20 protein-coding genes and 1 pseudogene are annotated in these 24,373 nt (G+C 53.2%); 8 read left to right on the top strand and 13 right to left on the bottom strand.

Features of this window, described 5'->3' with window-relative positions; genetic code table 11:
- Nucleotides 1-9: 9 nt before the first annotated feature.
- Both dapD and ACJHXA_RS17605 read left to right on the top strand, forming a co-directional pair.
- Nucleotides 10-834 (top strand): 2,3,4,5-tetrahydropyridine-2,6-dicarboxylate N-succinyltransferase, encoded by an 825-nt coding sequence (dapD, locus tag ACJHXA_RS17610; RefSeq protein ID WP_001186650.1) that lies wholly within the window; start codon nucleotides 10-12, stop codon nucleotides 832-834.
- Nucleotides 835-1,148: 314 nt separating this feature from the next.
- A complete protein-coding gene (locus tag ACJHXA_RS17605; protein ID WP_000272188.1) occupies nucleotides 1,149-1,535 on the top strand; it encodes a DUF3461 family protein in 387 nt (128 codons plus the stop codon).
- 88 nt (nucleotides 1,536-1,623) lie between these two features.
- Here ACJHXA_RS17605 and cdaR read toward each other — a convergent pair whose 3' ends face one another.
- The 3 genes from cdaR to dgt all read right to left on the bottom strand — a co-directional run bounded on the left by cdaR (nucleotide 1,624) and on the right by dgt (nucleotide 6,007).
- Nucleotides 1,624-2,781 (bottom strand): DNA-binding transcriptional regulator CdaR, encoded by a 1,158-nt coding sequence (gene cdaR, locus ACJHXA_RS17600; protein ID WP_000929439.1) that lies wholly within the window; start codon nucleotides 2,779-2,781, stop codon nucleotides 1,624-1,626.
- A 154-nt stretch (nucleotides 2,782-2,935) separates the two neighbouring features.
- Nucleotides 2,936-4,360, bottom strand: a complete 1,425-nt coding sequence (gene degP / locus ACJHXA_RS17595) for a serine endoprotease DegP (protein ID WP_000753946.1) — start codon at nucleotides 4,358-4,360, stop codon at nucleotides 2,936-2,938.
- A 129-nt stretch (nucleotides 4,361-4,489) separates the two neighbouring features.
- The gene (gene dgt, locus ACJHXA_RS17590; RefSeq protein ID WP_000057067.1) at nucleotides 4,490-6,007 is read right to left on the bottom strand and encodes a dGTPase; all 1,518 of its coding nucleotides are present in this window, start codon (nucleotides 6,005-6,007) and stop codon (nucleotides 4,490-4,492) included.
- Between the two features lie 83 nt (nucleotides 6,008-6,090).
- Here dgt and mtnN point away from each other — a divergent pair, with 83 nt between their 5' ends.
- The 3 genes from mtnN to ACJHXA_RS17575 are packed head-to-tail and all read left to right on the top strand — an operon-like array spanning nucleotide 6,091 to nucleotide 8,243.
- Nucleotides 6,091-6,789: a 5'-methylthioadenosine/S-adenosylhomocysteine nucleosidase gene (mtnN, locus tag ACJHXA_RS17585; RefSeq protein WP_000689844.1), complete on the top strand. Its 699-nt coding sequence runs from the start codon at nucleotides 6,091-6,093 to the stop codon at nucleotides 6,787-6,789.
- Nucleotides 6,782-7,582: a vitamin B12 ABC transporter substrate-binding protein BtuF gene (gene btuF, locus ACJHXA_RS17580; RefSeq protein WP_001129927.1), complete on the top strand. Its 801-nt coding sequence runs from the start codon at nucleotides 6,782-6,784 to the stop codon at nucleotides 7,580-7,582. Before mtnN ends, btuF begins: the two co-directional genes overlap by 8 nt.
- Before the next feature lie 37 nt (nucleotides 7,583-7,619).
- A complete protein-coding gene (locus ACJHXA_RS17575; RefSeq protein WP_000964221.1) occupies nucleotides 7,620-8,243 on the top strand; it encodes a TRIC cation channel family protein in 624 nt (207 codons plus the stop codon).
- A 46-nt stretch (nucleotides 8,244-8,289) separates the two neighbouring features.
- Here ACJHXA_RS17575 and erpA read toward each other — a convergent pair whose 3' ends face one another.
- From erpA to yadX, 4 genes are read right to left on the bottom strand one after another with little or no spacing between them, the layout of a single operon-like run.
- Nucleotides 8,290-8,634 (bottom strand): iron-sulfur cluster insertion protein ErpA, encoded by a 345-nt coding sequence (gene erpA / locus ACJHXA_RS17570; protein WP_001295564.1) that lies wholly within the window; start codon nucleotides 8,632-8,634, stop codon nucleotides 8,290-8,292.
- Nucleotides 8,627-8,692 (bottom strand): small protein YadW, encoded by a 66-nt coding sequence (gene yadW / locus ACJHXA_RS17565; protein WP_120795373.1) that lies wholly within the window; start codon nucleotides 8,690-8,692, stop codon nucleotides 8,627-8,629. The genes erpA and yadW overlap by 8 nt, the downstream gene beginning before the upstream one ends.
- A gap of 23 nt (nucleotides 8,693-8,715) precedes the next feature.
- Nucleotides 8,716-10,137 carry a H(+)/Cl(-) exchange transporter ClcA gene (clcA, locus tag ACJHXA_RS17560; RefSeq protein WP_000845394.1) on the bottom strand — a complete coding sequence of 474 codons (1,422 nt, stop codon included), beginning with the start codon at nucleotides 10,135-10,137 and terminating at the stop codon, nucleotides 8,716-8,718.
- A gap of 11 nt (nucleotides 10,138-10,148) precedes the next feature.
- Nucleotides 10,149-10,196, bottom strand: a complete 48-nt coding sequence (gene yadX / locus ACJHXA_RS17555) for a protein YadX (RefSeq protein WP_211180485.1) — start codon at nucleotides 10,194-10,196, stop codon at nucleotides 10,149-10,151.
- Nucleotides 10,197-10,361: 165 nt separating this feature from the next.
- On the opposite strand from yadX, the gene hemL reads away from it, so the two are divergent.
- Complete coding sequence (gene hemL / locus ACJHXA_RS17550) at nucleotides 10,362-11,642, top strand: glutamate-1-semialdehyde 2,1-aminomutase (protein WP_000045305.1); 1,281 nt, start codon at nucleotides 10,362-10,364, stop codon at nucleotides 11,640-11,642.
- A gap of 34 nt (nucleotides 11,643-11,676) precedes the next feature.
- Here the strand turns inward: hemL and fhuB are convergent, their stop codons facing one another.
- The 6 genes and pseudogenes from fhuB to hrpB form a co-directional block, all read right to left on the bottom strand.
- Nucleotides 11,677-13,659: a Fe(3+)-hydroxamate ABC transporter permease FhuB gene (gene fhuB, locus ACJHXA_RS17545; protein ID WP_000044100.1), complete on the bottom strand. Its 1,983-nt coding sequence runs from the start codon at nucleotides 13,657-13,659 to the stop codon at nucleotides 11,677-11,679.
- A complete protein-coding gene (gene fhuD / locus ACJHXA_RS17540) occupies nucleotides 13,656-14,546 on the bottom strand; it encodes a Fe(3+)-hydroxamate ABC transporter substrate-binding protein FhuD (RefSeq protein WP_000015997.1) in 891 nt (296 codons plus the stop codon). The genes fhuB and fhuD overlap by 4 nt, the downstream gene beginning before the upstream one ends.
- Nucleotides 14,546-15,343 (bottom strand): Fe3+-hydroxamate ABC transporter ATP-binding protein FhuC, encoded by a 798-nt coding sequence (fhuC, locus tag ACJHXA_RS17535; RefSeq protein ID WP_001315242.1) that lies wholly within the window; start codon nucleotides 15,341-15,343, stop codon nucleotides 14,546-14,548. The genes fhuD and fhuC overlap by 1 nt, the downstream gene beginning before the upstream one ends.
- Nucleotides 15,344-15,393: 50 nt before the next feature.
- Nucleotides 15,394-17,637 carry a ferrichrome porin FhuA gene (gene fhuA / locus ACJHXA_RS17530; protein WP_000124438.1) on the bottom strand — a complete coding sequence of 748 codons (2,244 nt, stop codon included), beginning with the start codon at nucleotides 17,635-17,637 and terminating at the stop codon, nucleotides 15,394-15,396.
- A 219-nt stretch (nucleotides 17,638-17,856) separates the two neighbouring features.
- Complete coding sequence (gene mrcB, locus ACJHXA_RS17525; RefSeq protein WP_000918166.1) at nucleotides 17,857-20,391, bottom strand: bifunctional glycosyl transferase/transpeptidase; 2,535 nt, start codon at nucleotides 20,389-20,391, stop codon at nucleotides 17,857-17,859.
- Nucleotides 20,392-20,589: 198 nt separating this feature from the next.
- Nucleotides 20,590-23,016, bottom strand: a pseudogene (gene hrpB / locus ACJHXA_RS17520) (ATP-dependent helicase HrpB); the annotation flags it as partial.
- 73 nt (nucleotides 23,017-23,089) lie between these two features.
- On the opposite strand from hrpB, the gene thpR reads away from it, so the two are divergent.
- Nucleotides 23,090-23,620, top strand: coding sequence for an RNA 2',3'-cyclic phosphodiesterase (gene thpR, locus ACJHXA_RS17515; RefSeq protein ID WP_001294700.1), 531 nt, complete (start codon nucleotides 23,090-23,092; stop codon nucleotides 23,618-23,620).
- A 14-nt stretch (nucleotides 23,621-23,634) separates the two neighbouring features.
- Nucleotides 23,635-24,339, top strand: coding sequence for a DNA/RNA nuclease SfsA (gene sfsA / locus ACJHXA_RS17510; RefSeq protein WP_000396036.1), 705 nt, complete (start codon nucleotides 23,635-23,637; stop codon nucleotides 24,337-24,339).
- The last annotated feature ends 34 nt before the right edge of the window (nucleotides 24,340-24,373 follow it).

The raw sequence follows: 24,373 nt of genomic DNA, 5'->3' as shown, positions 1-24,373 counted from the left end.
AGTTTAACAATGCAGCAGTTACAGAACATTATTGAAACCGCTTTTGAACGCCGTGCCGAGATCACGCCAGCCAACGCAGACACCGTTACCCGCGAAGCGGTAAATCAGGTGATCGCCCTGCTGGATTCCGGTGCACTGCGTGTAGCGGAAAAAATTGACGGTCAGTGGGTGACGCATCAGTGGTTGAAAAAAGCGGTGCTGCTCTCTTTCCGTATTAATGATAATCAGGTGATCGAAGGGGCAGAAAGCCGCTACTTCGACAAAGTGCCGATGAAATTCGCCGACTACGACGAAGCACGTTTCCAGAAAGAAGGCTTCCGCGTTGTGCCACCAGCGGCGGTACGTCAGGGTGCATTTATTGCCCGTAACACCGTGCTGATGCCGTCTTACGTCAACATCGGCGCATATGTTGATGAAGGCACGATGGTTGATACCTGGGCGACCGTCGGTTCTTGTGCGCAGATTGGTAAAAACGTCCACCTTTCCGGTGGCGTGGGCATCGGCGGCGTGCTGGAGCCGCTGCAGGCTAACCCGACCATTATTGAAGATAACTGCTTCATTGGCGCACGCTCCGAAGTGGTTGAAGGGGTGATTGTCGAAGAAGGTTCCGTCATCTCTATGGGCGTATACATTGGTCAGAGCACCCGTATTTACGACCGTGAAACCGGCGAAATCCACTACGGTCGCGTTCCGGCGGGGTCTGTGGTTGTTTCAGGTAATCTGCCGTCGAAAGATGGCAAATACAGCCTCTACTGTGCGGTTATCGTTAAGAAAGTTGACGCGAAAACTCGCGGCAAAGTCGGCATTAACGAACTGCTGCGTACCATCGATTAAGAGTACATATACGGGCAGCATGATGCTGCCCGTATGCTTTCTGGCTCAGAATAATTCGTCCTACTCATTCTTCTTCCCCCCTTTTTTAAATACTTTTTCATCTTGTTTCGGACTGTCATGTAATTCGCAAAACGAAGATAAATGTGTTAATCCATCCCATGGAATATCACCACAATAAAGCAGGTAATTTTTTGATTTTTACGCCATGATAGAAGTCTGGAAGAAAAAGGCTTTCTGCGATCACAGTCGAGCCGGGCGGGCCAGGCCAAATGCTAAAATAAGCACAATTTACTGACTCATTTTGAGGTAACGCTATGTACGACAATCTGAAAAGTCTGGGTATTACCAATCCTGAAGAAATTGATCGTTACAGCCTCCGGCAGGAAGCCAACAACGATATTCTGAAAATCTATTTCCAGAAAGACAAAGGCGAGTTTTTCGCCAAGAGCGTTAAGTTTAAATATCCGCGTCAGCGTAAAACGGTCGTCGCTGATGGTGTGGGTCAGGGTTATAAAGAAGTCCAGGAAATCAGCCCGAATCTACGGTATATCATTGATGAGCTTGATCAAATCTGCCAGCGTGACCGCAGCGAAGTTGATCTTAAGCGTAAGATCCTCGACGACTTACGTCACCTGGAGTCAGTCGTAACCAATAAGATCAGCGAGATTGAAGCCGATCTGGAAAAACTAACGCGTAAATAATGCCGAACTGACGGTTAACTCGGACATTCCCCTCTACCCTTCGGGCTGAGGGGAATGAGCCAGCGCCGCCTCGACCTTAACGCATAACCTACCGCTCTTCATCCAGCTGCAACGCCACATACAGCAGCAACCTGTCATCAAAATTACCCAAATCAAGCCCGGTCAGTTCCGATATACGATTAAGCCGATACTCCAGAGTATTACGATGAATAAACAGCGCCTTTGACGTAGCCAGCGGTTGCACATTGTGGCGAAACCACGCCGCCAGCGTTCGTCGCAGCAAGCCATTATTGTCCATCGCTTTCAGCCGCGCCAGCGGTCGCGCCAGTTCATTGGCCTGCCAGTCGCCACGCAAACTGTCGAGTAACACAGGTAACATCAGATCCTGATAAAAATAGCAGCGACTTTCTGGCATCCGCTGTTTACCCACCACCATCGTCGTTTTCGCCGTACGATAGGATCGGGCAATACTGCCAGGACCGGTAAAATAGTTGCCCAGCGAAACGCGAAAACGCAACTGGCCGTACTCTTTCATGCGGGTAATCAGTTGTTCAACTCGCTTACGATGATCTTCTGCATCCCAGCGCCCAAAAGAGTTCAACGCCGGTTTCAACACCACCATTTCGGTTAGCGAGACAATCGCCACCAGATTATTACGCTCGGGCGTAGTCAGCGCATTTTGCAGTTGTTGTAACTCCGCCATTGCGCTGTCCACGCCAAGCTGACCGCTGTCGACCTCAACAATAGCCACCACTCGCGGTTGATTGAGATCGATCCCCAGCCGTTGCGCCCATTCAGTAAGTGCGGGAGTATTCTCCTCAGCCTGAATCAGGTTCATCACCAGTTCTTCCCGCAAACGGCTATCCTGCGCCAACAGGTGCATCAACCGCGACTGTTCCAGCATCATTTCAGCCGTCATGCAGACCAGTTCGCCATATTTACGCAGGTTCTCTGGTTCACCTGTCAGGCCAATTACGCCGACAATTTCACCTTCCAGCCGTAACGGTAGATTAATCCCCTGCCGCACACCGTGCAGATGACGTGCTACCGCGTCATCGATATCGACGACTCGTCCCTGTGAAAGTACCAGCAATGCACCTTCGTGCAATTCACCAATACGCTCACGATCGCCGCTGCCGATAATTCGCCCACGGGCATCCATTACGTTGATATTGGTATCGATGATGCGCATGGTACGTGCCACGATATCCTGCGCCATTTTGGTATCAAGATGCCAGCCAGCCATAAGTCCTCCGTTATGCACGGCTTAGCATAAGGAAGTACGTAACGTACGGCATTGTGCAAATGCCCAAAGGATGATGAAGATGTATGGAGTTGTGGCGAAGTTCACAGATTGTAAGGAGAACCCCTTCCCGTATTCAGGAAGGGGTTGAGGGAGATTACTGCATTAACAGGTAGATGGTGCTGTCGCCGCGCTGAATGTTCAGTGCCAGCACAGACGGTTTGCTGTCGAGCACTTTACGCAGTTCAGCGATGTTTTTCACTGCCTGCTGGTTCGCGCCAATAATCACATCACCTTTCTTCAGGCCGATCTGCGCAGCCGGAGTGCCCGTTTTCACGTTGTTCACTACCACGCCCTGATCTTTGCCTTTGTTGCTCATCTCAGCGCCTTCAATGCCGTTGAAGATGGAGCTGGAATCAACCTGATTCTGGCTGCTCTGCTGCAGTTCCAGATTCACGTTGACCTGCTTACCGTCGCGCAGCAAGCCCAGGGTCAGTTTGCTGCCCACCGGCATAGTACCCACCTGAGCACGCAGTGCGGCAAAGCTGCTGATTGGCTTACCGTTCAGTGAGGTGATCACATCACCCGCTTTAATGCCCGCTTTTGCAGCGGAGGAATTAGGCAGAACCTGGCTTACGAAAGCACCGCGCTGGGCGTCAACTTTCATCGCTTTCGCCAGTTCGGAATTCAGCTCAGTCCCCATAATACCCAGCTCACCGCGTTTCACCTGGCCGTATTCCACCATCTGCGAGGTCAGGTTTTTCACCATGTTGCTCGGGATAGCAAAACCGATACCGATGTTGCCGCCGTCCGGTGCGAGGATCGCGGTGTTGATACCGATCAGTTCGCCGTTCAGGTTAACCAGCGCACCACCGGAGTTACCACGGTTGATCGCTGCATCGGTCTGGATGAAGTTTTCGTAGTTTTCGGCATTCAGGCCGCTACGCCCCAGCGCAGAGACAATCCCGGAAGTTACCGTCTCTCCCAGACCAAACGGGTTACCAATCGCTACGGTGTAATCACCCACGCGCAGTGCATCAGAATCCGCCATCTTAATTGCGGTCAGGTTTTTCGGGTTCTGGATTTGGATCAGCGCGATATCAGAGCGCGGATCTTTGCCAACCATCTTCGCGTCGAACTTACGACCATCGCTCAGCTGGACTTTAATCACCGTCGCGTTATCAACAACATGGTTGTTGGTGACGACATAGCCTTTATCGGCATCAATGATGACGCCGGAACCCAGCGCCATGAATTTTTGTTGCTGGCCGCCGCCATTACCGCCCTGGCCCCCCTGGCAGAACGGAGAGCTCTGGAACGGAGAACCTTCCTGGCAGAACGGAGAATCATCACCGAAGAACTGCTGGAAATTACGCGGCATACGCGGTGTATTAACGGTTGTGCTACCTTCTACGTTAATGCTGACCACTGAAGGCATCACCTTTTCGAGCATCGGTGCAAGGCTTGGCATCTGCTGGGCTGTCGTTGCTGAAGAAGTCTCAGCCGCCGTTGCAGAGAGCGGAGATAACGCCAAACCTAAACTCAGAGCCAGTGCACTCAGTGCTAATGTGGTTTTTTTCATGTATTTCAGTCTCGATTAACAGATAACGCAAAATTGCTGTGTTCTTCAGATTCGTTTTATAGCGCGAAGTTCCGAACTAAAGTTTCTGCAAAAGGTAAAAATTTATTGTTCGTCTTTACAAAAGCCTGGTTATTGTTCTACGGCCATCAGACGTCGGTATTCATCCCACGCATAGAGGTCGGTCATACCGCTGATATAATCCTGCAACAGGCGGCAACGGTAATAATATTCCCATAGCGGAAACTCAGGAGAATCTGACGGTAATTTACTGACAGCCTCGACATAGGCCAGCCGATGGCGCGTCGAGAGTTTGTGGAATAAGCGCGATTCAATAGGGAAACGTTTCACCCGTTCTTTTTCTACCAGTTCAGTAAAGTCTGATAACGACAGGCTTAATAAAGGACGATAAATCTCTAATAATCCGCTAATGACCCGATAGCCCTGCAATTCAAGCTGCTCGACATCCGGATGGCTAAACACATGTTTTACAGCGACATTTTTATATAGCTTAAGAAGATCGCTGCATTCGCTGGCATCTTCCAATAATGCATGATTAAACGTTCCGGCGAAAATCGCAGGCAGATTATCAATAAATCGTTGTGCCGCGTAGGGTACCAGTTTATTTAGGGTGTTTACCCGTAAATACATAAAAAACTGATCTTCCGTACTGCGGCTTAAACTATTTGAGCGTGATTTTTCCCAGGCATTTTCAACCACCAGCGAAAAGAGCGAACCTTTCTCATGCTGGCCCCACGCTTCGTGCAAATGATGATAAAGCTGCTCAACGGTAAATATTCTTTTCTCTACCGCATCTTCAAGGTCTGCCACACAATAGGAGATGTCGTCGGCAGCTTCCATAATCCACGTTAATGGAAAACGACTGTAAAGCGCCAAATTAAGTTCTTTACGCAACCGGGCAATATAGGCTTCTTCAGAAAGATAATAACCCGGCTTTTTCATTAAATAGTGATGTGTCTCAGGCGTTTCGCCACGCCACCACGCCGGACGGGTATATTTTAAAATACCGCCAACCTGTGCCCAGGTGAGATTCATCCGCATCAATGTATGCACCAGACGAATGCCTTGTGCATTCCCCTCAAAATGACATAAGTCCTGACGAATCTTGCGCCGCAGCTCGTTAAGCGGTTCTTCCCCGTCCCGTAAACGTAGTGCCGCCACGCTGCAGCGATCGTCAGTCAGAGGCTGGCTTTCGGCATCTTCCGGATGCAAACGTTGGCGAAACCAGTCATTTATCGCTGCTTCGCCAAAATGACCAAACGGCGGATTGCCGATATCGTGCATCAGGCATGACATCTCAACAATGCTTTCAAAAGGTCCGGTCAGTTCATCCAGGCCGTATGCTTCCAGCAATTTAAGCTCTTTCAGACGGCTTAAAATTTCTTTGGCGATGTAGCGCCCCACCTGCTGGACTTCCATCGAGTGGGTAAGACGCGTGCGCACGGCGGCATTGCGCTCCAATGGAAAAACCTGCGTCTTTTGTTGCAGACGACGAATTGCCGGAGAGTTGATGATACGCCCGCGATCGCTCTCGAAGATCCGCAGGATCTCATGTTCGGTTTTAACGCCCTGCGGTGAACGGTAACGACGATGCCAGTTTATTTTTTTTCGGAAATCAATCTGTGCCATGTCCTCTCCCGCGTGAGAAATACGCTTCCCCGTAAGCGCATGGTAAACTATGCCTTCAAATCGGGCTTATCGCGAGTAAATCTATGAAAATCGGCATCATTGGTGCAATGGAAGAAGAAGTTACGCTGCTGCGTGACAAAATCGAAAACCGTCAAACTATCAGTCTCGGCGGTTGCGAAATCTATACCGGCCAACTGAATGGAACCGAGGTTGCGCTTCTGAAATCGGGCATCGGTAAAGTCGCTGCGGCGCTGGGTGCCACTCTGCTGTTGGAACACTGCAAGCCAGATGTGATTATTAACACCGGTTCTGCCGGTGGCCTGGCACCAACGCTGAAAGTGGGCGATATCGTTGTCTCGGACGAAGCACGTTATCACGACGCGGATGTCACGGCATTTGGTTATGAATACGGTCAGTTACCAGGCTGTCCGGCAGGCTTTAAAGCTGACGATAAACTGATCGCTGCCGCTGAGGCCTGCATTGCCGAACTGAATCTTAACGCTGTACGTGGCCTGATTGTTAGCGGCGACGCTTTCATCAACGGTTCTGTTGGTCTGGCGAAAATCCGCCACAACTTCCCACAGGCCATTGCTGTAGAGATGGAAGCGACGGCAATCGCCCATGTCTGCCACAATTTCAACGTCCCGTTTGTTGTCGTACGCGCCATCTCCGACGTGGCCGATCAACAGTCTCATCTTAGCTTCGATGAGTTCCTGGCTGTTGCCGCTAAACAGTCCAGCCTGATGGTTGAGTCACTGGTGCAGAAACTTGCACATGGCTAAGTCACTGTTCAGGGCGCTGGTCGCCCTGTCTTTTCTTGCGCCACTGTGGCTCAACGCCGCGCCGCGCGTCATCACGCTTTCTCCCGCCAACACTGAACTTGCCTTTGCCGCCGGGATCACGCCGGTTGGGGTCAGCAGCTATTCCGACTATCCTCCACAAGCGCAAAAGATTGAGCAGGTTTCCACCTGGCAGGGGATGAATCTGGAACGCATTGTCGCGCTGAAACCCGATCTGGTGATTGCCTGGCGTGGAGGTAATGCCGAGCGGCAGGTTGACCAGCTGGCTTCGCTGGGAATAAAAGTGATGTGGGTCGATGCGACAAGCATTGAACAAATTGCCAATGCGTTACGTCAACTGGCCCCCTGGAGTCCGCAACCAGACAAGGCCGAACAAGCCGCGCAATCCCTGCTGGATCAGTACGCGCAATTGAAAGCGCAATATGCTGATAAACCTAAAAAACGTGTTTTTCTGCAATTCGGCATTAATCCGCCATTTACCAGTGGAAAAGAGTCGATTCAGAACCAGGTACTCGAAGTTTGTGGCGGAGAAAACATCTTTAAAGACAGCCGGGTTCCCTGGCCGCAAGTTAGCCGCGAACAGGTGTTAGCACGCTCGCCACAGGCGATTGTCATTACAGGCGGACCGGACCAAATTCCTAAAATCAAACAATACTGGGGTGAACAGCTCAAAATTCCCGTTATTCCTCTCACGAGTGACTGGTTTGAACGTGCAAGCCCACGTATTATCCTCGCTGCACAACAGCTCTGTAATGCGCTTTCACAGGTAGATTAGTGCCTGACCTTTTCAGGTGCTCAGTGGGGATTGAACAATGCTCGTCTATTGGCTGGATATAGTCGGCACAGCGGTATTTGCCATCTCCGGCGTTTTGTTAGCCGGAAAATTGCGTATGGACCCTTTTGGTGTTCTGGTACTGGGCGTGGTTACCGCAGTAGGCGGCGGAACAATTCGCGACATGGCGCTGGATCACGGCCCGGTATTTTGGGTGAAAGATCCCACCGATCTGGTCGTTGCAATGGTCACCAGCATGCTGACCATCGTGCTGGTGCGCCAGCCAAGACGCTTACCAAAATGGATGTTGCCGGTGCTGGACGCCGTTGGTCTGGCGGTGTTTGTCGGCATTGGCGTGAATAAAGCCTTTAATGCGGAAGCCGGTCCGTTAATCGCGGTTTGTATGGGCGTCATTACTGGCGTTGGCGGCGGGATCATTCGTGATGTACTGGCCCGCGAGATCCCCATGATTTTACGTACAGAAATCTACGCAACTGCCTGTATTATCGGCGGTATTGTCCACGCTACGGCTTATTACACATTTTCCGTACCACTGGAAACAGCCAGTATGATGGGCATGGTCGTGACGCTATTGATTCGGCTGGCGGCTATTCGTTGGCATCTTAAGCTACCGACGTTTGCGCTGGATGAGAATGGGCGTTGAAGAGAGAAGATGTGCCGGATAGTTTATCCGGCACATGAACAACAGATTAGATGCTAAAGGAAGAACCGCAACCGCAGGTGCTTTTCGCGTTCGGGTTGGTCACGATGAAACGAGAACCTTCCAGTCCTTCGGTGTAGTCAACGGAACCGCCGACCAGATATTGCAGGCTCATCGGATCAACCACCAGGCCAACGCCCTGTTTTTCGATGGTCATATCGCCTTCGTTCACCTGATCATCAAAGGTGAAACCATACTGGAAGCCGCTGCAACCGCCACCGGTGATATACACGCGTAATTTCAGATTCGGGTTATCTTCGTCAGCGATCAGGCTTTTAACTTTGTTGGCTGCTGCGTCGGTAAACTCCAGCGGCAGTGCTACGTCATCACTCATATTTTGCTCCAAACGACATCGGCAATTGGGCAAATTCTAACCCAATAATAATCGCCATTATCTAATACCCTGGTATTTCGTTCAAGTATTCTCGCTGGCTGATGCAGCCTTGCTTCGCGCCAGTTGCTCAGCTTCCTGTTTTGCCAGCGTGCGCGCAAGAATCGCCGAGTATAGCGGTTTCCCGCCGGTAAATTGCGCTAATAGTGTTGCGCCAAGACCGGTAATAATCATTGGCAAAATGAGCTGGTAGTTATCGGTCATCTCCAGAACCAGAATGATCCCCGTTAACGGCGCGCGAATAGATGCCGCCAGTAATGCCCCCATTCCGGCAATAGCAAACGTCCCCGCCTCCAGGTGATATTGCGGAAACAGCTCAACGGCAACCATTCCGAAAGCGGTTCCCAGCACAGTACCCAGCGCCAGCATCGGGGCAAAAATACCGCCCGGCGCGCCGGAAGAGAAGCAGAGTAAGGTGGTAATGACCCGAGCGACGAAGATAAACACCAGCATTCCCATGCTGAAATTCCCCGCGGTAGCGATAGGAATCAGGTTAAAACCGCCGCCCGACGTTGCTGGTGCCACAAACCCCAGCAATCCACACAGACCGCCAATCGCACCACCCATCAGTACCCATTTGGTAATATTGCCGCCGTGCACACGGTGCAGCAAATCCTGCATCCCCAGCACCCATTTATTAAAAATAGGGCCGAAAATGCCAAAAATAATACCGAGGATCAGATAAAGCCACAGCGTATTAAGCGGCGCATCAGAAAGTTTACCGACGTCAATCAACGCAACTTCATGATTAAAAATCCGGTACATAATGGTCGACATAATGACGCCAATAAATACCGCTTTAATCGAAATTAACGTATAGCGAAACTGCGGACGCATCTCTTCGATAATAAACAAAATACCCGCCAGCGGCGCGTTAAAGGCCGCAGCCAGCCCCGCAGCAGCACCGGTTGCCAGCAGCGTATGGCGAGCTTCATCACCTTTCAGGCGGAAAATATCAAGCACCATGCGACCGATATTGCCGCCGATCTGCACGGTTGGTCCTTCGCGCCCTAGCACCATGCCTCCGCCGAGTGTCCCCAGCCCGCCAAAGAATTTCACCGGCAATACACGCCACCAGCGAACAGGACGTTGATCTTCCAGCGCCCCTTCAATTTCCGGGATCCCCGATCCCCCTGCTTCGGGCGCGTATTTGCGCACCAAAAAGTAGCCGAACATCGCCAGCACCGCCGAACAGAGAAAAGCGACGGTTAACAGTAGCGGATAATTATCAGCAGTATGTACCAGCGCCCCCATACGTTGGTTCTGCAACCAGGCGACACCTTTGTCAAAAGCAACCGCTGCCAGCCCGACAAGCGTGCCGACGACTGCCGCCATAAACAAAATGGCTAACGGGGTTTTATCGCGCTCAAGAAGTTGGCGAATCAGTTGTCTGCGTCGCAGGCGCGCGGCCTGCGGTGTTTCTAAAGAGGGAGTATCAGTTTTCATCCAATGATCACTTATTGGTCATACAAATAAGATGACGGCATTTTACTCGCACGTTCCATGAAAATCCTTTGCAAAGCGTAATGTTTCAAATGCACAAAACTTTTATACTCTAAGAAATCAGGATTGCACCAGTACAAGCAGCCTGATGTTTGACGAGTATTTAACTTGTTATGAATAACATAGAATAGCAGCCATTCACTTTTTCTACGAATCAGGAACCCTCCATGAGTAAGTCTGAAAATCTTTACAGCGCAGCGCGCGAGCTGATCCCTGGCGGTGTGAACTCCCCTGTTCGCGCCTTTACTGGCGTGGGCGGCACTCCACTGTTTATCGAAAAAGCGGACGGCGCTTATCTGTACGATGTTGATGGCAAAGCCTATATCGATTATGTCGGTTCCTGGGGGCCGATGGTGCTGGGCCATAACCATCCGGCAATCCGCAATGCCGTGATTGAAGCCGCCGAGCGTGGTTTAAGCTTTGGTGCACCAACCGAAATGGAAGTGAAAATGGCGCAACTGGTGACCGAACTGGTCCCGACCATGGATATGGTGCGCATGGTGAACTCCGGCACTGAAGCGACCATGAGCGCCATCCGCCTGGCCCGTGGTTTTACCGGTCGCGACAAAATCATTAAATTTGAAGGTTGTTACCACGGTCACGCTGACTGCCTGCTGGTGAAAGCCGGTTCTGGCGCACTCACGTTAGGCCAGCCAAACTCGCCGGGTGTTCCGGCAGATTTCGCCAAACATACCTTAACCTGTACTTATAACGATCTGGCTTCTGTACGCGCCGCGTTTGAGCAATACCCGCAAGAGATTGCCTGTATTATCGTTGAGCCGGTGGCAGGCAATATGAACTGTGTTCCGCCGCTGCCAGAGTTCCTGCCAGGTCTGCGCGCGCTGTGCGACGAATTTGGCGCATTGCTGATCATCGATGAAGTAATGACTGGCTTCCGCGTGGCACTGGCTGGTGCACAGGATTATTACGGCGTAGTGCCAGATTTAACCTGCCTCGGAAAAATCATCGGCGGTGGAATGCCGGTAGGCGCATTCGGTGGTCGTCGTGATGTAATGGATGCGCTGGCCCCGACGGGTCCGGTCTATCAGGCGGGTACGCTTTCCGGTAACCCAATTGCGATGGCAGCGGGTTTCGCCTGTCTGAATGAAGTCGCGCAGCCGGGCGTTCACGAAACGCTGGATGAGCTGACAACACGTCTGGCAGAAGGTCTGCTGGAAGCGGCAGAAGAAGCCGGAATTCCGCTGGTCGTTAACCACGTTGGCGGCATGTTCGGTATTTTCTTTACCGACGCCGAGTCCGTGACGTGCTATCAGGATGTGATGGCCTGTGACGTGGAACGCTTTAAGCGTTTCTTCCATATGATGCTGGACGAAGGTGTTTACCTGGCACCGTCAGCGTTTGAAGCGGGCTTTATGTCCGTGGCGCACAGCATGGAAGATATCAATAACACCATCGATGCTGCACGACGGGTGTTTGCGAAGTTGTGATGATTTTGCCTCGCCCACCGGGCGAGGCATTCAATTAACGGCTCTGCTTTCTCAACAAATAGATAAAATATGGCGCGCCGATAAAGGTTGACAGCAGCCCCGCCGGGATCTGGAATGGAAACAGCACCATCCGCCCACACCAGTCAGCGAACACCAGCAGTAAACCACCCACCAGCGCCGAAATTACGATGTGCGGCATCGTCCGTCGAAAGCCCATCATCCGCGCAATATGCGGTGCCATTAAACCAACAAAACTCAACGGTCCAATAGTCATCGTCGCGGTCGCCGTCAGGCAAGCCGCTAACAGCAGCAGCGCAATTCGCGTCGGCGTTAGCGCCATTCCTACGGCTCGGGCGGTATCACCACCCAGCGGTAAAATGGTCAGCCAGCGGCGGCACAGCGGGGTAATCGCCAGCAAAATCACCATCACAATTCCGGTGCGCCAGACCTGCGCATCGGTCGCGTTGTAGGTCGAACCGGAAATCCAGGTCAGCACTTGCGCCATTCGCGGGTCACCACTTGCCTGCAACATCATCAAAAGCATGGTGAACGCGGTACTTAACGCCATCCCCGCCAGTAACATGCGGTGTGGGGAAAATCCACCGCGTCCGGCGGCGATCATAATGATCAACAGCGTCACCGCCGCCCCGAGACTGCCTGCAGGTAACAGCCAGCCAAAGGCATTACCCGGCACCAGAAACAGCATCAACACCACGCCAAACGCTGCGCCAGAGCTAATCCCCAGCACTTCCGGGCTTGCCATCGGGTTTCCGGTCAGCCGCTGAATAATACAGCCCGCCACCGCCAGCATGACGCCCGCAAACAGCGCCGCCATAATTCGCGGCCAGCGCCAGGGCATCAAATCCTCAAGCAACGCCCCGCTCGCCCACGTCCAGCCGTGCGCATCACGACCAAACGACAGCGCCACTACCACAGCCATCAACAGCAGCACGCCGCCCGCGAGGACAAACGCCAGCACATGTTGGCGTTCAGTCGCGACACGATCGTTGACCTTCATATCCGGCGCGCTAATGCTCCGTAAACGCGGCAGCAGCCACAGTAGCAGCGGCGCACCGATCAACGCAGTGACCGAACCGGTGGACACTTCCATCCACACGCGAGTCAGCCAGAGGATGATTTGATCAGAAAGCCACAGAATTAACGCACCAATCAGCGACGCCAGCATCAACCGTGGCAACAAACGCCGCGCCCCCAGCATTTTTGCCAGCAGTGGCGCGAACAACCCGATAAAGCCGATAATCCCCACCGCATTCACCAGCAGCGCACTGATGACTATCGCCAGCGACAGCGCAGCCAGACGCGCGAGCGATAAGGCCAGCCCGAGATTGCGCGCCACGCCATCATCAAGCCCCATCAGGGTTAACGGACGAAGTAGCAGTAACGTCAGCATCACGCCGCCCAGCAGCTGCGGCCATAAACGCTCAACGCCGCCCCAGTCGGTTTGCGTCAGCGTTCCGGTGCTCCACAGGAACATGCTTTGCAGCTGGTCGTGATGGAAGATAACCAGTAGCTGATTAATTGCCCCGCAATAAAGGCTCACCACCAGCCCCGCGAGAATAAGCGTAACCGGCGAAAGCCGTTTCCCCCACGCGACGCCAAAGACGATTAAGCCAACGACACAAGCGCCCACCAGCGCGGCAAACTGGCTCGCCATAGCACCGGGGATCGCCCAGAGCGTGGTGACGGTAATCCCCAGTTGCGCGCCTGTAGCAACGCCCAACGTCGTCGGTTCCGCCAGCGGGTTACGCAGCACTTGCTGAAACAGCACGCCCACCAGCCCCAGGCCCGCGCCCACCAGTAGAGAAATCGCCAGACGTGGTAACAAGCTGTAGTGAAAAATCATCTGCTCGATGACGTTAATATCCGGCGACCAGGCGGCCTGCGCCCACTGACTGCGCGGCAGCGCCTGCGAAAAGTTCATCCAGGTCAGCGCCGTAGCGACAATCACCAGCAGCGCCAGCAATAACGCCGGAAAAAGCGCAATTCGTTTACTCACGCTTTACCTCCGATGGCGTTATCCAGAACGCGCACAAAGTGCATTGCCGAGAGCGTCGCACCATAAAACCAGACTGCGGGTACGCGCTGAAAGCGTCCGGCGCGGACAAACGGCATGGCCTGCCACAGCGGGGTTGCCATTAGCGCATCCATGTCTTTGCTGTTGTCGTGATCAAAACAGAGCACATCAACGTCTTTATACGCCGCCAGACGATCGATACTGACGGCGGTACTGCCCCAGAAGTTGGTTTCCCCTTGCCAGGCATTTGGGATGCCGTACTCATCGAGAATTTCCTGGAACAAGCTGTTTGGACCGAAGACCAGCATATGGCGCGGATCGATAAGCGTCGTCAGCAGTAACGGGCGTGCACCACGCTTCACAAAGCGGGGTTTCATGCTGCGGATAAAGTCTTCGTATTGCGCTAAATGCGTTTCCGCTGCGCTTTGCAGGTTAAGTAAATCTGCCATTTCCGTCAGCGATTTACGCGCCATCGCCAACGGCTGTTTGCCATCGCTGAAGTTAAATCCGCGACCCGGCGCAATACGTGCCAGCATTTCTGATGAAGGGCCATATCCTGCCGACCAGACCATAAACGACGGTTTCATTTCGGTCAGCAGTTCAAGGTTAGGTTCTGTACGCAAACCGACGTCAATCACTGAGTCCGGCAATGGTGGTTCGCTGACCCACAGGCGATAGTTGATGGTATCCGCCACGCCGTAAGGCACGATGCCGAGCGCCAGCAGTAATTCCACCGGCAACCACTCCAGCGCCACAATACGATTGGGGTCAATAGCCGCCGCGTGGGCGGTATTCATCTGCCATAACAACGGAGAAAGCGCCATCGCCGTTAACAGTCGACGGCGCGAAATAAGAGGTAAGCCGCTCATCAATAAACAAAACTCACAGGTGCAGCACCCGCCGGATGCGGCAAAATACCCATCGGGATGCCATAAATCATTTCGAGAGTTTCGCCGCGCATAATTTCCGCAGGCGTTCCCTGAGCAATCATTTCACCACCGCGCAGGGCGACCAGATAATCACAGTAGCGTGCCGCCATATTGATATCGTGCAACACGGCAATGACCGTCAGGCCACGCTCCTGACTTAAACGGTGCACCAGCGCCAGCACATCAACCTGGTGGGCGATATCCAGCGCCGAAGTCGGTTCGTCGAGCAACAGACAACAGCTATCCTGCGCCACCAGCATGGCGATCCACGCCCGTTGACGTTCGCCGCCAGAGAGACTATCGACCAGCCGATGCGCCAGCGGTTTTAAGCCAACCAGCGAGATAGCTTCCTCGACTTTTTCGCGATCTGCCGCCCCAAAGCGCCCCAACGCGCCATGCCACGGGTAACGACCAATCGCCACCAGTTCACGCACGGTCATCCCTTCTGCCGGAGGAAGCTGCTGCGGCAAATAAGCCACTTTGCGGGCAAACGCTTTGCTGCTCCAGCTTTCCAGCGGCTGGGCATCAAGAAGAATCTCCCCTTCTGACGGAGGCTGATGACGGCCAAGCATTTTGAGCAGAGTGGATTTACCAGAACCGTTGTGACCAATCAGACCGGTCACTTTCCCGGCAGGAAAGGTTAACGACAGCGGATGCAAAAGCGTGCGCCCGGGCACACGAAAGGAGATATTACGCAGTGCAAAAGTGGTATCGGAATGATTCGTGTATTCCTGCATAACAGCCAACTTGTGAAATGGGCACGGAAATCCGTGCCCCAAAAGAGAAATTAGAAACGGAAGGTTGCGGTTGCAACGACCTGACGTTCTGCGCCCCAGAAGCAGCCATAAGTGTTAAAGCAGCTGGCGACGTATTCACGATCGAACAGGTTGTTAACATGCAGCGCCACGTTGGAGCCCGCCATGCCGACTCGCGCCAGATCATAACGCACTAACGCATCCACGACCGTATAACTTCCCACTTTAAAGGAGTTAGCCGGATCACCATAGCTGGAGCCAGTATAACGACCACCGGTGCCCAGCGTCAGACCTGAAAGCGGACCGTCAAAGAAGGTATAGTCAGCCCACAGCGAAGCCATGTGTTTTGGCACCTGTGCAGGCGTATTGCCTTTATAGGTAGTATCGGTGGTGTATTCCGCATCGGTGTAAGTATAAGAACCGACTACGTTAACACTCGCCGACAGCGCCGCTTTCGCTTCGATTTCTACGCCACGTGCGCGGATCTCGCCACCTTCAACCGAGAAGAAGGAACCCTCAGGGTCCGCCATCAGGTTGTTGGTTTTAGTGAGATTATACACGGCACCAGTAACTACAATCGGACGATCTTCCGGTACATATTTCACGCCGACTTCATACTGCTTACCTTTAGACGGTGCGAAAATATTACCATCCTTCCCAACTTGCGAAGAAGGTTCAAACGATTCGCTATAGCTGAAGTAAGGTGTTACACCATTATCAAACAGGTAGTTAACACCACCACGCCAGGTAAACTGTTTGTCATCACGTTTATCGGTCGTCCCAGCAACGCGGTTAAGAGATTCTTGATCTGCCCAGTCATAACGACCGCCCAGGGTGACCAGCACTTTATCCCACTGCGCCTGATCCTGAACATAAACGCCCGTTTGTTTCTGCTTATTCAGAATGCGGTAAGGGCCGGAGTTTGCCGGATCTTTGGCATTGAAGTCGAAATCGGTATTCACCGGATTGTACAGATTGAGCAGTGGCACAGAGTCGTCGTAACCAAACCAGGCGTTGATGTCATTACGCATACGCATAAAGTCGACACCGGTCAGCAGGGTGTGGTCGATATCGCCAGTGGCAAACTTGCTCTGCAACTGGGTATCAACGGAGAAGTTTTGCAGCTTCTCATCATCAACGACGTATTTACGTGCCAGATAATGGCCTTTATCCGCTGGCGCTAATGCCGCACACTGTTTGCTGTAAGCATTCGCCGGATCGGAGCAGACGCCGTAACCATAAACGCTGTTTTGCGAGGTTTTGTTTTCAGCAAAGCGCAGGTTCTGACGCACAGTAAAGGTGTCGTTAAATTCGTGATCGAAGCTGTAGCCGACCATCTTCTCATTACGAGAATAGGTGTTGTTCTTCGCCCCTTCATTAAAGTCTGTCGGCAGACGCTTACCGTTCGGCAGCGGCTCAACGGTTCCCTCTTTCGGCAACCAGCCGTAATAACCGGTTTCCGGCTCGTTCTGGAAGTAAGAAAGGAAGGTGAAATTGGTTTTATCATCCGGACGCCAGGTGAACGCCGGTGCAATAGCATAACGCTGCTCTTCTGACCCTTTCTGCTGGGCATTGGCAGAACGCGCAAGACCGGTCAGGCGATAAGAGTAAACACCGTCATCATCCAACGAATCGCTAAAGTCAAAACCAGTCTGGAACAGGCTGTCAGTACCGGCTTTAAACTGAACTTCTTTCAGCGGTTCGGTGGTCGGACGCTTGCTGACCATATTCAACAGGCCGCCAGGACTGCTTTTACCGTAAAGCACGGAAACCGGGCCACGCATAATTTCAGCGCGTTCCAGCATATACGGGTCAATGACCGCATCGTTATAGAAGTTGCCCTGCAACTTCAGGCCATTCAGATAGTTATTCTGGCTTTGGCCTTCTGCCGCAAAGCCGCGAATGATCAGGTGGTCATAGGTGTTGGATGCGCCACGCGTACCAACAGAGACACCCGGCGTGTAGCTAAGCGCTTCTTTTACCGACTTCGGCTGATGCAGCGCCATCTCTTCGGCGGTCACAACAGAAATAGACTGTGGCACTTTTTGAATCGGCGTATCGGTTTTAGTGCCGGTAGCAGACTGTCGCGCCGCAATAGTTGCAGCAGGCCCCCATGCGCTTTCTTGCGGCGCAGGTGCAGCGGTAACGGTGATAGTGTCTTCTTTCGGTTCAACCGCTGCCTGTGCATAAACAGACATGCCGCTTACCGCTGTGGCTACTACAACTGCGATTTTACGCAGTGAGTGTTTTGGCTGAGCAGTTTTGGAACGCGCCATTGGTATATCTCTGATGTAAAGTGAATGATAACGTAAACGAGAATGATTATTATAAAGATAAGATAATATTCGAAACGCTGGCGGGTTCGCAAGCGGTACGCAATCTGAGCGTTCCTGAAGGGTTAATAAACAACCAGATGAAAAGAAAGGGTTAATATCTTAGATGGGATGTTATTTTACCGGATGGCAACTCGCCATCCGGTATTTCACGCTTAGATGTTAATTACTACCAAACATATCCTTGATCCAACCGGCTACACCGTCGCTGTCTTTCTGCTCTTGCTGAGCAGGTTGCTGTTGCGGCTGTTGCTGCGGCTGAGAAGACTGATCAAACGGATTGCCTGACGGCTGCTGCTGCATCTCGCTCTGCTGGCACAGCGATTGCGGATCGCTGGTCCAGACCGGCAAGACACGCATGCCACCGCTGCAAACAAAGTTGCCGTCGTAGTCCACGCCCATATCTGCAATATCTTCTGGCGGAACAAGATTCAGCGGCGTTGGCGTCTGGTTAGCCAGATAACGCTGATAAATCGACATTGCCCCGCTGGCTCCATACAGTTTGGTCGGCTGGTTGTTATCACGGCCTACCCAGGTGATGGTCACCGTGCTGCCGTCAATGCCTGCAAACCAGGTATCTACGTTATTGTTGGTAGTCCCTGTTTTCCCTGCCAGATGCAGGTTCGGGTATTTCGCCCCAAGCTGACGACCCGTACCGCGTTGTACCACCTGCTGCATGGTCCATAGTGTCAGATACGCCGCCTGCGCCGGAACAGCGCGTTCCGCCTGTGGGAAGCTCTGATACAGCACCTTGCCATCTTCCGCAATTACCGAACGCAGTGCAGAAAGCGGTGCACGGTTACCGCCGCTGGCGATGGTCTGGAACGCCTGCGCCACTTCGATTGGCGTTAAGTTCAACGCCCCCAGCAGCATCGCCGGAACCGGATGCAACTGATCTTTCGGTACGCCCAGTTTGATCCAGGTCTCCGTAACCGCAGGCAGCCCCAGCGCCATCCCCAGATTTACCGTCGGCACGTTCATCGAACGGGTCAACGCATCCACCAGCATCACTCTGCCGCTTTCGCTATAACGACGGTCATCATTCTGCGGTGACCAGACCTGGCCATTCGGCTGACGCAGCGCGATTGGCGCATCCGCAATCCACGTATTCAGACGATAGATTTTCGGCTGGCTTAAGGCAGTCAGATAAGTCGCTGGTTTTGCAAGGGAACCAATCGAACGACGCGCCTGCATCGCACGGTTGTAGCCCGCAAACTGCGGCTCAGAACCACCGACCATCGCACGAACTTCACCACTAAAGCGGTCGACGACCACAATCGCAGTTTCAAGATCGCTCAACTTACGCTGTTTCTTCAGTGCCGGAATGCCTTCCACGGCGGCTTTTTCTGCCGCGTCCTGGGCCACCGAGTCAAAGGTAGTGAAGATCTTCACGCCGGAGAGATCTTTTACCTTATCGCCTAATTTCGCCTGCAGCTCCTGACGCACCAGTTGCATAAAGGCTGGCTGTGGAGAGATCACCCCACCGCGTGGCTGAACACCCAGCGGACGTGCACTCAACATGTCATAGAGTTCTTGATCAATAATCTGTTGCTGTTGCAGCAGACGCAGCACCAGATTACGTCGCTCCAGCGCCAGTTTTGGGTTACGCCACGGGTTGTAGATGGACGCCCCTTTCACCATACCGACTAACAGCGCCTGCTGGTCGAGGCTTAGCTCTTCTACCGGGCGACCAAAGTAATACAAGCTTGCCAGCGGGAAGCCGCGGATTTCGTTGTCGCCGCTCTGACCGAGATACACCTCGTTCATATACAGCTCAAGAATACGGTCTTTGCTGTAACGCGCGTCCATGATCAGCGCCATGTAAGCTTCGTTCGCTTTACGCCAGTAAGAACGCTCGCTGGAGAGGAACAGGTTTTTCACCAGCTGTTGCGTCAGCGTACTCGCACCCTGTACCGTGCGTCCGGCGGTCAGGTTTGCCAGCACCGCACGTCCGATTGAGTAGAGACTGATTCCATCATGCTCGTAAAAATGACGGTCTTCTGTCGCCAGCAAAGTATCCACCAGCAAATCCGGGAAACCACTGCGCGGCACAAACAGACGCTGCTCACCGTTTGGCGAAGAGATCATGGTGATCAGACGCGGATCAAGACGGAAGAAACCGAACTGACGGTTGTTCTCCATATTGACGATCGTCGCCAGATGATCGCCATCAAAGGTCAGACGCGCGCGCACCTGTCCTTCTTTACTGTCCGGGAAATCAAACGGACGGCGAATCATCTCAATGCTGTTGGCCTGCACGGTAAATTCGCCAGGACGGGTCATTTTCGACACCTGACGATACTGGGTCGCCTCCAGCAGCTTCACCATCTCGTTCTTGCTGATGGTCATGTCTGGCTCAAGATTGACCATTCGGCCATAAACTGCCGCAGGCAGTTGCCAGACCTTGCCATCAATACGGCTACGAATTTTTTGATCGAGATAAACGCCGTAAATGGCGATCAGCACGGCAAAAACGATAGCCAGTTTTAGCAGTAGCCATAGCCAGCCGCGTTTGCCACGAGGCTTACGCCCTTTGCCTTTGCCCTTACCTTTGCGCGGCATCGGTTCTTCATCCTCATAGTCATCATAATCGTCGTAATCATCGTCATCTTCGTAACGACGACGGCTTACCTTTTGTTTGACCGGACGCGTCGGTTTCCCTTTGCGTCCAATTGGCTCGCGGTCATTCCCGGCCATGCTTTTTCTCCGCAATATTCAGGCGCAAAAGCCCGATTTTCTGTTCTTCTGTTACAAGACAGAAGAAGATATCTCTCAAAATTTGTGCTCGATCGGTCCCCTCTCCCTTGAGGGAGAGGGTTAGGGTGAGGGTGAACGTGCGCGCTGATGCCCGCACCCCGGCCCACTCCCACAGGGGGTGGGAGAAAACCAACCTGACGAATACTTTTTCGTCCGTCGCGTCGGTGCAGTATTTGCCGGGTCGTCCGGCCAGACATGTTTGGGATAACGCCCTTTCATCTCTTTTTGCACCTCACGGTACGCTCCTTTCCAGAAGGCGCTCAAATCTCGTGTGATTTGTAATGGCCTTTGGGCAGGTGAAAGCAACTCCAGCACCAGCGGCACGCGCCCCTGGGCGATCGTCGGATTGGTGGCCTCGCCAAACATCTCTTGCATTCTCACCGCCAGCGCGGGCGGGTTATCTTCATGATAACGAATGGCGATCCGGCTTCCCGTCGGCACAGTGTAATGCGCAGGCAATTCACTATCCAGACGTTGCTGCATTCCCCAATCAAGTAATCCGCGTAGTGCCTGATAAATGTCGAGTGATTTCAGGCCGCGTAGTGAATGTACGCCAGTCATATGTGGCAGCAGCCACGTTTCCAGCGTCGCCAATAAACTTTCATCATCAACCGCTGGCCAGTCATATTCCGGCAACCACTTTGCGGCGCATAACAAACGCAAGCGTAGCTGTTCCGCTTCCGCCGTCCAGTTGAGCACGCTTAAACCTTTTTCACGAATGCCGTTAAGCATCGCCTGATGCAACTCGTCTTCTGACGGTTTCGCCAGTGGCTGCACTTTCACCGTCAACTGACCGATTTGCAGCCGACGCCAGGCTTTCAGCGTACCTTGCGCGTCATCCCATTCCACGGTGTCAGATTGCTGCACCAGCTGCGGACAGCGTTGTACTAATTCATCAATATCGACCGGTAACGCCAGTAAAATCCGCGCATCCGGCGAGGCGCTGCCCTGCAATAATAACGGTGCGATCAACCATTCGTGGCGGCTTAGCGCGTCGTTGGCATCGAGCATCGCTCCCATGCCGTTTGCCAGTTGATAGCGTCCATCTTGCCCACGGCGACGAGCAATGCGATCGGCAAACGCCCCGGCAAGTAGCGGCGCGATAAGCGAACTGTCTGCCTCACCGCCACGTACGTTTAAGCGTTTTAACAGTTGCTGACTACGTTGCTGCCAGGCTGGTTGATTGCGCGAAAACGCCACGCCCAGGTCACTATTGCCCATCCGTGGCGGCTCTTCGAGAATGGCGGCAATTTTTGCCGCGGTAGCAGCTTCGTCGTCGTTCTTCGCGCTAACCAGCATTGCCGCTAAACGCGGATCGTTACCCAGCGCTGCCATTTTTTGCCCCTGCGCACTAAGCCGTTCACCCTCCAGCGCCCCCAGCATTTGTAACAGGCGTTTCGCGGCCAGTAGATTCACCGTTGGCGGTTGATCCAGCCAGCTCATCTGCGCCGGATCGCTGCATCCCCATTGCAGTAATTCCATCAGCAAACCGGAAAGATCGCTTTGTAAGATCTCCGGTTCACTTTGCGCCGCGGCGCGTTCTGCTTGTTCTTTGGCGATTAAATGCAGGCTGATACCCGGCTCCAGACGCCCGGCGCGCCCGGCACGCTGCGTCATGGATGCCTGGCTAACGCGTTGAGTAATCAGTCGCGTAAGCCCCGTGCGCGGATCAAAACGCGCCACACGCTCCTGGGCACAATCCACCACCAGACGAATACCTTCAATGGTTAAACTGGTTTCAGCAATATTGGTCGCCAGCACCACTTTGCGCATCCCTTGCGGTGCCGGGAGGATCGCTTTTCGCTGATCGTTCAGCGACAACGCGCCATACAGCGGGCAGAGCAACACATCACTGCCGATGCGCGAAGCCAGTTGTTCCTGCACACGCTGAATTTCTCCGACGCCAGGTAAAAATAACAGTAATGATCCGCTTTCCTGACGCAGCATTTCGGCGGTGGCTACCGCAACGGCTTCGTCAAAACGCTGATGCGCGGGCAGCGGTAAATAATGGCGTTCAACCGGAAACGAGCGCCCTTCTGAGATGACGACGGGCGCTTCTGGCAGCATTTGCTGCAAGCGGTCGTTATCCAGCGTAGCCGACATAATCAGCAGTTTAAGGTCATCACGCAGACCTTGTTGCACATCGAGTAACAGCGCCAACGCCAAATCCGCCTGCAAGCTGCGCTCATGAAATTCATCGAGGATCACCAATCCAACACCGCTCAGTTCCGGGTCACGCTGGATCATGCGCGTCAGCACGCCTTCGGTAACCACTTCCAGGCGGGTATTCGGCCCGACGCAGTTTTGCGCACGCATCCGGTAGCCAACGGTATCGCCTGGCTTTTCGTTAAGCAGCTCCGCCAGTCGTTGCGCGACGTTACGCGCCGCCAGACGACGCGGCTCCAGCAGGATAATTTTCCCGTTAATGCCGGGATGCGCCAGCAGTTGCAGCGGCAGCCAGGTTGATTTCCCGGCCCCGGTCGGCGCACTTAATAATACCTGCGGCGCACAATCGAGAGCGGTAAGTAATTCAGATAAGACGGCAGCAACGGGCAACGACGACACAAAACGCTCCAGAGGGTTAACATTCTTCGCGCCACATTGTAGCATCGCGGTAATTCATAACCGAGTGCCTCACATGTCTGAACCGCAACGTCTGTTCTTTGCTATCGACTTACCTGCAGAAATCCGCGAACAGATTATCCATTGGCGCGCCACACACTTCCCACCTGAGGCGGGACGTCCGGTCGCCGCCGATAATTTGCATCTGACTCTGGCATTTTTAGGCGAAGTGAGCGCCGAGAAAGAGAAGGCGCTTTCTCTTTTAGCCGGACGGATTCGTCAACCTGGTTTCACACTCACGCTTGATGACGCCGGACAATGGCTGCGTTCGCGTGTGGTGTGGTTAGGGATGCGTCAGCCTCCACGCGGCTTAATCCAGCTGGCGAATATGCTCCGTTCACAGGCTGCCCGCAGCGGTTGTTTTCAAAGCAATCGTCCGTTTCATCCACATATTACCTTATTGCGCGACGCCAGCGAGGCGGTGACAATCCCGCCGCCAGGTTTTAACTGGTCTTATGCGGTGACGGAGTTCACCCTTTACGCCTCCTCGTTTGCCCGTGGACGCACACGCTACACGCCGCTAAAACGCTGGGCGCTAACGCAATAACAAGGATTGTCGCAATGGAATTCTCTCCCCCTCTACAGCGCGCGACGCTAATTCAGCGTTACAAACGTTTTTTAGCCGATGTGATCACACCCGATGGTCGCGAATTAACGCTACACTGCCCGAATACGGGTGCAATGACCGGTTGTGCAACGCCTGGCGATACCGTCTGGTATTCGACTTCAGACAACACCAAACGGAAATACCCACACACCTGGGAATTAACTCAAAGCCAGAGCGGCGCATTTATTTGCGTCAACACGCTTTGGGCTAACAGGTTGACGAAAGAGGCTATCCTTAATGAATCAATTTCAGAACTGTCAGGCTATAGCTCGCTGAAAAGCGAAGTAAAATACGGCGCAGAACGCAGCCGTATTGACTTTATGTTGCAGGCGGATTCGCGTCCAGACTGCTATATTGAAGTGAAATCGGTTACGTTAGCGGAGAACGAACAGGGATATTTTCCCGATGCGGTCACTGAACGAGGTCAGAAACACCTTCGGGAGTTGATGAGCGTAGCGGCTGAAGGCCAGCGTGCGGTTATCTTTTTCGCCGTGCTGCATTCAGCCATTACACGGTTTTCACCCGCGCGCCACATCGATGAGAAATACGCGCAACTATTGTCAGAAGCTCAACAGAGGGGGGTAGAAATTCTGGCTTACAAAGCGGAAATTTCTGCTGAAGGCATGGCTCTTAAAAAATCACTGCCGGTTACATTGTAGTAAAGTAAGTAACTGGTTAATTTACATTCTGGTC

The sequence above is a fragment of the Escherichia sp. WS33 genome, from assembly GCF_046486385.1.
Classification (GTDB): Bacteria; Pseudomonadota; Gammaproteobacteria; order Enterobacterales; family Enterobacteriaceae; genus ECMA0423.
Note: the sequence above shows the minus strand (reverse complement) of the source record. Positions and strands in the feature narration are given on the sequence as shown.

Excerpts from the sequence above, each read along its gene's own strand:
- sfsA (WP_000396036.1), top strand. The coding sequence starts at position 23,635 with ATGGAATTCTCTCCCCCTCTACAGCGCGCGACGCTAATTCAGCGTTAC.
- ACJHXA_RS17575 (WP_000964221.1), top strand. The coding sequence starts at position 7,620 with ATGCTCGTCTATTGGCTGGATATAGTCGGCACAGCGGTATTTGCCATC.
- degP (WP_000753946.1), bottom strand. The coding sequence starts at position 4,360 with ATGAAAAAAACCACATTAGCACTGAGTGCACTGGCTCTGAGTTTAGGT.
- ACJHXA_RS17605 (WP_000272188.1), top strand. The coding sequence starts at position 1,149 with ATGTACGACAATCTGAAAAGTCTGGGTATTACCAATCCTGAAGAAATT.
- fhuC (WP_001315242.1), bottom strand. The coding sequence starts at position 15,343 with ATGCAGGAATACACGAATCATTCCGATACCACTTTTGCACTGCGTAAT.
- hemL (WP_000045305.1), top strand. The coding sequence starts at position 10,362 with ATGAGTAAGTCTGAAAATCTTTACAGCGCAGCGCGCGAGCTGATCCCT.
- dapD (WP_001186650.1), top strand. The coding sequence starts at position 10 with ATGCAGCAGTTACAGAACATTATTGAAACCGCTTTTGAACGCCGTGCC.
- dgt (WP_000057067.1), bottom strand. The coding sequence starts at position 6,007 with ATGGCACAGATTGATTTCCGAAAAAAAATAAACTGGCATCGTCGTTAC.
- thpR (WP_001294700.1), top strand. The coding sequence starts at position 23,090 with ATGTCTGAACCGCAACGTCTGTTCTTTGCTATCGACTTACCTGCAGAA.
- mtnN (WP_000689844.1), top strand. The coding sequence starts at position 6,091 with ATGAAAATCGGCATCATTGGTGCAATGGAAGAAGAAGTTACGCTGCTG.
- erpA (WP_001295564.1), bottom strand. The coding sequence starts at position 8,634 with ATGAGTGATGACGTAGCACTGCCGCTGGAGTTTACCGACGCAGCAGCC.
- btuF (WP_001129927.1), top strand. The coding sequence starts at position 6,782 with ATGGCTAAGTCACTGTTCAGGGCGCTGGTCGCCCTGTCTTTTCTTGCG.
- fhuD (WP_000015997.1), bottom strand. The coding sequence starts at position 14,546 with ATGAGCGGCTTACCTCTTATTTCGCGCCGTCGACTGTTAACGGCGATG.
- clcA (WP_000845394.1), bottom strand. The coding sequence starts at position 10,137 with ATGAAAACTGATACTCCCTCTTTAGAAACACCGCAGGCCGCGCGCCTG.
- fhuA (WP_000124438.1), bottom strand. The coding sequence starts at position 17,637 with ATGGCGCGTTCCAAAACTGCTCAGCCAAAACACTCACTGCGTAAAATC.
- cdaR (WP_000929439.1), bottom strand. The coding sequence starts at position 2,781 with ATGGCTGGCTGGCATCTTGATACCAAAATGGCGCAGGATATCGTGGCA.
- mrcB (WP_000918166.1), bottom strand. The coding sequence starts at position 20,391 with ATGGCCGGGAATGACCGCGAGCCAATTGGACGCAAAGGGAAACCGACG.